This is a genomic window from Streptomyces atratus, from assembly GCF_014648655.1.
Classification (GTDB): Bacteria; Actinomycetota; Actinomycetes; order Streptomycetales; family Streptomycetaceae; genus Streptomyces; species Streptomyces atratus.
This window is the reverse complement of the sequence record NZ_BMRN01000027.1, coordinates 96,769-103,932: the sequence shown is the minus strand read 5'-3', so window position 1 is coordinate 103,932 and position 7,164 is coordinate 96,769. Positions and strand designations below refer to the sequence as shown.

Below are 7,164 nucleotides of genomic sequence, written 5' to 3'. Positions count from 1 at the left end.
TGGTGGGGTGGGTCGAGTCGGGTGTGGTGAGTGGGCGTGCGGGGGTGGTGGTGCGGGAGCGTCCGGAGATGGTTCCGTTGTCGTACGCCCAACGACGCCTGTGGTTCATCGACCGGCTCGAAGGCCCCAGCGCCACCTACAACATTCCGCTCGTCCTGCGTCTCACCGGCGAGATCGACCGCCCCGCCCTCCGCGCGGCCCTGAACGACCTCGTCACCCGTCACGAAAGCCTGCGCACCGTCTTCCCCGAGCACGACGGAGTGCCCTGCCAGCGCATCCTCGACCCGACGGAAGGCGCCCCCGAACTCGAGGAGTCACAGGTCGCCCCCGACGAACTCCGGGCAGCCGTCGAGGAGACCGTCCTGCACGGCTTCGACCTGGCCACCCGGCCGCCACTGCGCGCCAGGCTGCTCACCACCGGCACGGACACCGCCGCACTCGTCCTGGTCATGCACCACATCACCGGCGACGGCTGGTCACACACCCCCATGCTGCGTGACCTGTCCACCGCCTACGCGGCGCGCCGGGCCGGCGGGGCCCCCAGGTGGGAGCCGCTGCCGGTCCAGTACGCCGACTACACGCTCTGGCAGCGCGAGATACTCGGCGACGACAGCGACCCGGACAGTGAGCTGAACCGCCAACTCGCCTACTGGAGCGGGGCGTTGGCGGGCCTCCCTGAGGAGCTGGAGTACCGTACCGACCGCCCGCGCCCCGAGATGGCCACCCACCGCGGCGACAGCGTGCCGCTCGAAATCGGCCCCGCGGAGCACGCCGCCATCGTCGAGCTGGCCAGGGCGAACGGGGTCAGCGTCTTCATGGTGCTCCAGGCGGCCCTCGCCGCGCTGCTGACCCGCATGGGCGCCGGGACCGACATCCCGCTCGGCGCCCCGACCGCCGGCCGGACCGACAGCGCGCTCGACGACCTCGTCGGCTTCTTCGTCAACACCCTGGTGCTGCGCACCGACACCTCGGGCGACCCGACCTTCCGTGAACTCCTCGCACGCGTACGGGAGTCGGACCTCGCCGCCTACGCCCACCAGGACGTTCCCTTCGACCGGCTGGTCGAGGAGATCAACCCGGCGCGCTCCCTCGCCCGGCACCCCCTCTTCCAGGTCATGCTGATCCTGCACAACACCGCGGAGCCCGACGTCGACCTGCCCGGGCTGCGGGCCCGGGTCGAGGGGGCAGAGGCCCCGGTCGCCAGGTTCGACATGTCGTTCAGCCTGTGGGAGCGGTACGGGGACGACGGCGGCGCGCAGGGCATCCAGGGCCAGATACGGTACGCCGTCGACCTGTTCGACCGGTCCACGACGGCCGCCCTCGCGGCCCGCTTCCAGCGGCTGCTCACCGCCGCCGCCCACGACCCCGAACTCACCGTCGACGCGCTCCCGGTGCTGGACGAGGAGGAGGGGCGCGAGCTGCTGGTGGCCCGCAACGACACCGCGCACGCCTTCCCCGACGGCTCCCTGCCGGAACTCTTCCGCGGCCAGGCGGCACGCACCCCGCGGGCCGTCGCCTTCGAAGACGGGGCGACCACCCTCACGTACCAGGAACTGGATGAGCGCTCCGACGGCCTCGCGGCCGCGCTCGCCGCCCACGGCGTGGGCACGGAGGACCGGGTGGCGCTGCTGCTCGGCAGCCGGGCCGAGCACGTCGTCGCGGTCCTCGCCGTGGCCAAGGCCGGCGGGGTGTACGTCCCGCTGGACCGGCGCAGCCCGCAGGGCAGGCTGCGGCACATCCTGGACGGCACCCGGGCCGTGGCCGTCGTCGCGGACCGCACGACCCTCCCGGACGTCCCGGACGGCCCGGCCGCGATCGTGCGGGCCGACGAACCGGCGGCGCCCGCGGCCCAGGAGTCCGGACTCCGCGGAACGGGACCCCGCACCCCCGTACACCCCGACCAGCTCGCGTACGTCATCCATACCTCGGGCTCCACGGGTGTGCCCAAGGGCGTCGCCGTCTCCCACCGCAGCGTCGTCGACATGGTCCACTACCGCTGGTGGGGGCACGGCACCGACGACCGCGTGCTGATGCATCTGCCCGTCTCCTTCGACGCCTCGACGTACGAGCTGTGGGGGCCGCTGCTGCGCGGCGCGCGGATCGTCGCCTTCGACGGCGAGGCCACGGACATCGAGGGCCTCGCCCGCACGATGACCGGACACCGGGTGACGGCGGGCCTCTTCGGCGAAGGGCTGTTCCGGCTCCTCGCGGAGAACCACCCGGAGTGCTTCGCGGGGCTGCGCGACATCTACGTGGGCGGCGACGCCGTCTCGGCGACCGCCGTGCGCAAGGTCCTCGCGCACGCCGGCACGGCACGGCTGACCAACACCTACGGCCCCACCGAGTGCACCCAGTGCGCGGTCCACCATGCCCTGACGGCCGAGGACGTGGCGCGCAACTCCGTGCCCATCGGGCGGCCGCTCGACAACACGCGCGTCTACGTGCTCGACGACCGACTGCGGCCCGTGCCGCCCGGCGTCACCGGCGAACTCCACATCGCCGGCACCGGCCTGGCCCGCGGCTATGCCGAGCAGCCGGGGCTCACCGCCGAACGCTTCGTCGCCGACCCGTTCGGCCCCGCCGGAAGCCGCATGTACCGCACCGGCGACCGCGTCTGGTGGCGCCGCGACGGCGTCCTGGAGTTCGCCGGGCGGACCGACACCCAGGTCAAGATCCGCGGGTTCCGCATCGAGCCGGGCGAGGTCGAGTCCGCGGTCGCCGTCTGCCCCGGGGTCTCCCAGGCCGTGGTGGTCGCCCACGAGGCAAGACCGGGGGACCGGCGGCTGGTCGCGTACGTCGTGGCCGAGCCGGACGCGTTCGACGAGGCCGTGCTCGCCCGGCAGGTCGCCGCGGCGCTCCCCGACTACATGGTCCCTGCCGCCTTCGTCCGCCTGGACGCCCTTCCGCTCAGCCGCAATGGGAAGCTCGACAAGTCGGCCCTGCCCGTACCGGAGTTCACGGTCGGCGCCGGGCGGGCGCCGAGCGGCCCCCGTGAGCGCGTCCTGTGCGAACTCGTCGCGGAACTGCTCGGCCTGCCCGAGGTCGGCGTCGACGACAACTTCTTCGCCGTCGGCGGCGACAGCATCGTCTCGATCCAACTGGTGGCGCGGGCCCGGCAGGCGGGGCTGCTCATCACGCCGCGCGACGTCTTCCAGTACCAGAGCGTGGCCGCCCTGGCGCCGGCCGCCAGGGACGTCGGCACCGCGCGGACGCCGGCCGACGACGGCGTCGGCGCCGTCCCCGTCACGCCGATCATGGCGTGGCTGCGTGAACGCGGCGAACCCTACGCCGGGTTCAACCAGTCGCTGCTGCTGCGCGTGCCGCCTGCCCCGGACCGTGCCGGGCTGGTCCGTGCGGTCCAGGCGGTCCTCGACCGGCACGACATGCTGCGCGCGGTCCTGTCCCGCTCGGACGACGGGCGGTGGACGCTGGAGACCCGGCCCGTCGGCGCGGTGCGCGCCGAGGAGTGCGTACGCCGGGTCGCGCTGCCGCCCGGCGACGAGGAGGCCGACTGGGCGCGGACCATCGCCGAGCACGGCGAGGCGGCACGGCGCGAACTCGCCCCGGACACCGGCGTCATGACGCGGGTCGTCTGGTTCGACGCGGGCCCGGACCGCGAGGGCCGGCTGCTGGTGATCGCCCACCACCTGGTCGTCGACGGAGTGTCGTGGCGTGTCCTCGCCCCGGACCTGATGTCGGTCTGGCACAACCGCACGACCGGCTCCGCGGCCGAACTCGCGCCCGTCGGCACCTCCTTCCGCGGCTGGTCCCACCGGCTCGCCGAGCAGGCTCTCTCCCCTCAGGTGCGGGACGAGCTGCCCTTCTGGCGGGCCGTGGGCGCCACCGCCGATCCGCTGCTCGGCCACCGGCCGCTGGATCCCGCCAGGGATACCGTCGGGACCACCCGCCGGGTCACCGCCGAACTGCCCGCCGAGGACACGGCGCCGCTGCTGACGACGGTGCCCGCGGTGCTGCGCGCCGCCGTGGACGAGGTCCTGCTGAGCGGCTTCGCGCTGGCGCTGGGACGCTGGCGGGCCGACGGCGGCTCCGCCACGTACTCGCAGGGGCAGGCCCGGCACACCGTGGCCCTCGTCGACCTGGAGGGCCACGGCCGTGATGAGGGGGACGAGGAAGCGGACCTGAGCCGCACCGTCGGCTGGTTCACCACCCTGTACCCGGTCGCGGTCGACCCCGGTGTCGTCTGGCGCGAGGGCGACACGGCGGCCGCGGGAGAGGGTCTGCGCGCCGTCAAGGAGCAGCTGCGCACGGTGCCCCGCAAGGGCCTCGGCCACGGCCAACTGCGCCATCTCGACCCGGAGTCGGCCGACGAGCTCGCCGGGGCGGCGACGCCGCAGATCGGGTTCAACTACCTGGGCCGGGTGCGGGTGGACGCCGGTGCGGAACGCTGGGGAGGCGCGCCCGAGGACGTCCGGATCGCCTCCGCAGACCCGGACATGCCGTGCGCCCACGCGCTGGAGATCAGCGCGATCACTCATGACACCCCGTCGGGACCGCGCCTGCGGGCGACACTCACCTGGCCCGAAGGCCTCTTCGACGAGCGGCGGGTCCAGGCCCTGGCCGGCCTCTGGTTCGCCGCACTCGGATCGCTGGTCCGGCACGCGGCGGACCCGGCGGCAGGCGGGCACACCCCCTCCGATCTGACCCTGGTGGACCTCACCCAGGACGAGATCGACGAGCTGGAGGCAGAGCTGTGAGCGGCGACCTGCTGACCCGCCTCCTGGTGGGCGCCGCCGTGATGATGGTGCTGTGCCGGGTCCTCGCGGCGCTCGCCGTCCGGGTCGGGCAGCCGCCCGTCGTCGCCGAGATGGTGGCCGGCATCGCCCTCGGACCCTCGCTGTTCGGGCTGGTGCTGCCGGACGCCCAGGCGTGGGTGTTCCCGGCCGACAGCACACCGGTGCTGTACGCGCTCGGCCAGCTGGGGATCGCCTTCTACATGTTCCTGGTCGGGCTGGAGTTCAGCGGCTCCCTCGTCCGGGGATCGGGCCTGGCCCGGCGCTTTGTATCGGTGTCGTTCGCCGGCATGGCCGCTCCGTTCGTGCTCGGGATCGCCGCGACCTACGCGGTGTTCCGGGCCCAGCCCTCGGCCGTGCCGGAGAAGGGCTTGATCGAAGGAGCCCTGTACGCCGGGGTGGTCGCCTCCGTCACGGCCCTGCCGATGCTCGCGCGGATCATCGAGGAGGAGGGCCTGCTCGGGTCCCGCGCCGGGACGGTCGCGCTCGGCGCGGCCGCCGTGGACGACGTGGTCGCCTGGGTGGGGATCGGGCTGATGCTCGCGCTCACCGGGGCGGGCCACACCGACCCGCTGCTCACGGTGGCCGGCTTCGCCGTGTTCGTCGCGCTCCTGTTCACCGTGGTGCGGCGCGCGCTGCGCACCTTCCTCGCGACCTCCCTGGGCCGGGGTGGGCAGGGGTTCCTCCCGCTGGTGTGCGCGCTGCTCTTCGCGGCCTGCGCCGCCACCGAGTTCCTCGGCCTGCACGTGGTGATCGGCGCGTTCGTGCTGGGCCTGGCCTTCCCCAAGAGCGAGGCGCTGTCCCGCTGGGAGGCCTCCGTCCGGCCGTTCGCGGTGGGCGTGTTGCTGCCCTTCTACTTCGTCTACACGGGGCTGCGCACACAGATCCAGGCCCTCGACGCGGGCCCCCTGCTCCTGGGTGTGGGGGTGCTCCTCGCCGCGTCGGTGATCGGGAAGCTGGGAGCCTGCACGGTGGCGGCCCGGCTCCAGGACCCCGGCTGGCTGCCGGCGCTCCGGGTCGGCGTCCTGATGAACACGCGCGGCCTCGTCCAGCTCATCGCGCTCAACATCGGCCTGGAGGCCGGGCTGCTCACCCAGACGCTGTTCACCCAACTCGTGATCGTGGCCGTCCTGTCCACGGTCCTGACGGCGCCCGGACTCGCCCTGACCGCCCGGCTCGAACGCCGTCGCCGTCCGGCGGACGCGCCGCCCACGGGAGAGCGGGCGGCCCCGATCTCCGCTCTCCCCGAAGACCGCACCGGTCGACCCGCTCGACCATGAAGAAGGGACTGTACGTGTCAGCACCGACCTCGCCCCTCCTGGCGCCCCGCGAGGCGCTCGCCCGCGACGGCTTCGTGGGCCCGTTCCCGCGCTTCGCCGACGAAGACACGATCGGCGAAATCGCCGAGTTCTACCAGGACATGCTCGACAACCCGCCCGTGCAGCCTCTCTACCAGAGGTACTCGGTACGCGACTGGCACCTGGTCAACGACAAGGTGCGCGAGCTGCTGACCGCACCGGAGCTCCTCGCCAACCTGCAGCTGGCCACCGGCGCCGAGTCGATGATCCTCTGGCGCACCAAGCTCTTCGAGAAGTACCCCGGAGACGGCGCGATCGACTGGCACCAGGAGTACGGTTACTTCGACGGCGAGGAGGTCGGCGGCCACCGCCCGGCCCTCTTCCCCTTCGGCTCGCCCGGCGAGTGGGACTGGACGCTCTGGCTCGCGCTCACCGACGTGTCCGAGGACGACGGCGTGATGGAGTACGTCAAGGGCTCGCAGCGCAGCGCCTACCCGAAGCGCATGGTCAAGCTCACCGAGTCCGGCGCCTTCGTCGACCCGCGCAACCGGATCGAGACCAAGGAAGAGCTGCTGTCCCGCGCCGCTGACAACAGCCTCATCCTCGACATCGACACCCGCCGCGTGTACGAGGGCGTCGACCCGCGACAGCACTCGCTCGACGAGCTGTTCGACATCCTCACCGCGCACGTCGACCAGCTGCAGGCCGTCGTCACCGAGCCCTTCGAACTGAAGCCCGGTGACACCCGGACCATGCCGATGAAGGCCGGCGAGTACGTCATCTTCAGCGAGCGCTGCATGCATCGCTCCCGTGCCTCGCTGCCCGGCGCCAAGATGCGCCTGGCCGTCAACGCCCGCTACACCCTCGGCGACACCTGGGTGTACCCGCAGCGCGTCACGGGCGACACCTTCGACGGCTCGAACCTCGACATCAGCGGCCACCGCTGCGTCCGCCTCTTCGGCGACCGCTTCAACCCCGCCAACGCCTACCTCTGATCCCGGACCCCGCCGGGCCACGGACCCCCGACCCGCCGACACCGGGCGGGCGGGGGACGGGCCCGTGCCTGTGCGCCTGACCACGACGTACCGCCGAGTGCGACGCTGCCTGGAGGACGA

3 protein-coding genes are annotated in these 7,164 nt (G+C 73.2%); all 3 read left to right on the top strand.

Annotation, left to right across the window (positions count from 1 at the left end; translation table 11 throughout):
• The first annotated feature begins 68 nt into the window (after positions 1 to 68).
• Genes IEZ15_RS30645 through IEZ15_RS30635 form a run of 3 tightly spaced genes read left to right on the top strand, consistent with a single transcriptional unit; the run spans position 69 to position 7,044 of the window.
• Positions 69 to 4,715 (top strand): non-ribosomal peptide synthetase, encoded by a 4,647-nt coding sequence (locus IEZ15_RS30645; RefSeq protein ID WP_189280273.1) that lies wholly within the window; start codon positions 69 to 71, stop codon positions 4,713 to 4,715.
• Positions 4,712 to 6,031, top strand: a complete 1,320-nt coding sequence (locus tag IEZ15_RS30640) for a cation:proton antiporter (protein WP_189280272.1) — start codon at positions 4,712 to 4,714, stop codon at positions 6,029 to 6,031. The genes IEZ15_RS30645 and IEZ15_RS30640 overlap by 4 nt, the downstream gene beginning before the upstream one ends.
• 14 nt (positions 6,032 to 6,045) lie before the next feature.
• Positions 6,046 to 7,044 carry a phytanoyl-CoA dioxygenase family protein gene (locus tag IEZ15_RS30635; RefSeq protein ID WP_189280271.1) on the top strand — a complete coding sequence of 333 codons (999 nt, stop codon included), beginning with the start codon at positions 6,046 to 6,048 and terminating at the stop codon, positions 7,042 to 7,044.
• Positions 7,045 to 7,164: the final 120 nt, after the last annotated feature.

Coding starts and splice junctions, on each gene's coding strand:
- IEZ15_RS30645 (WP_189280273.1), top strand. CDS start 69: ATGGTTCCGTTGTCGTACGCCCAACGACGCCTGTGGTTCATCGACCGG.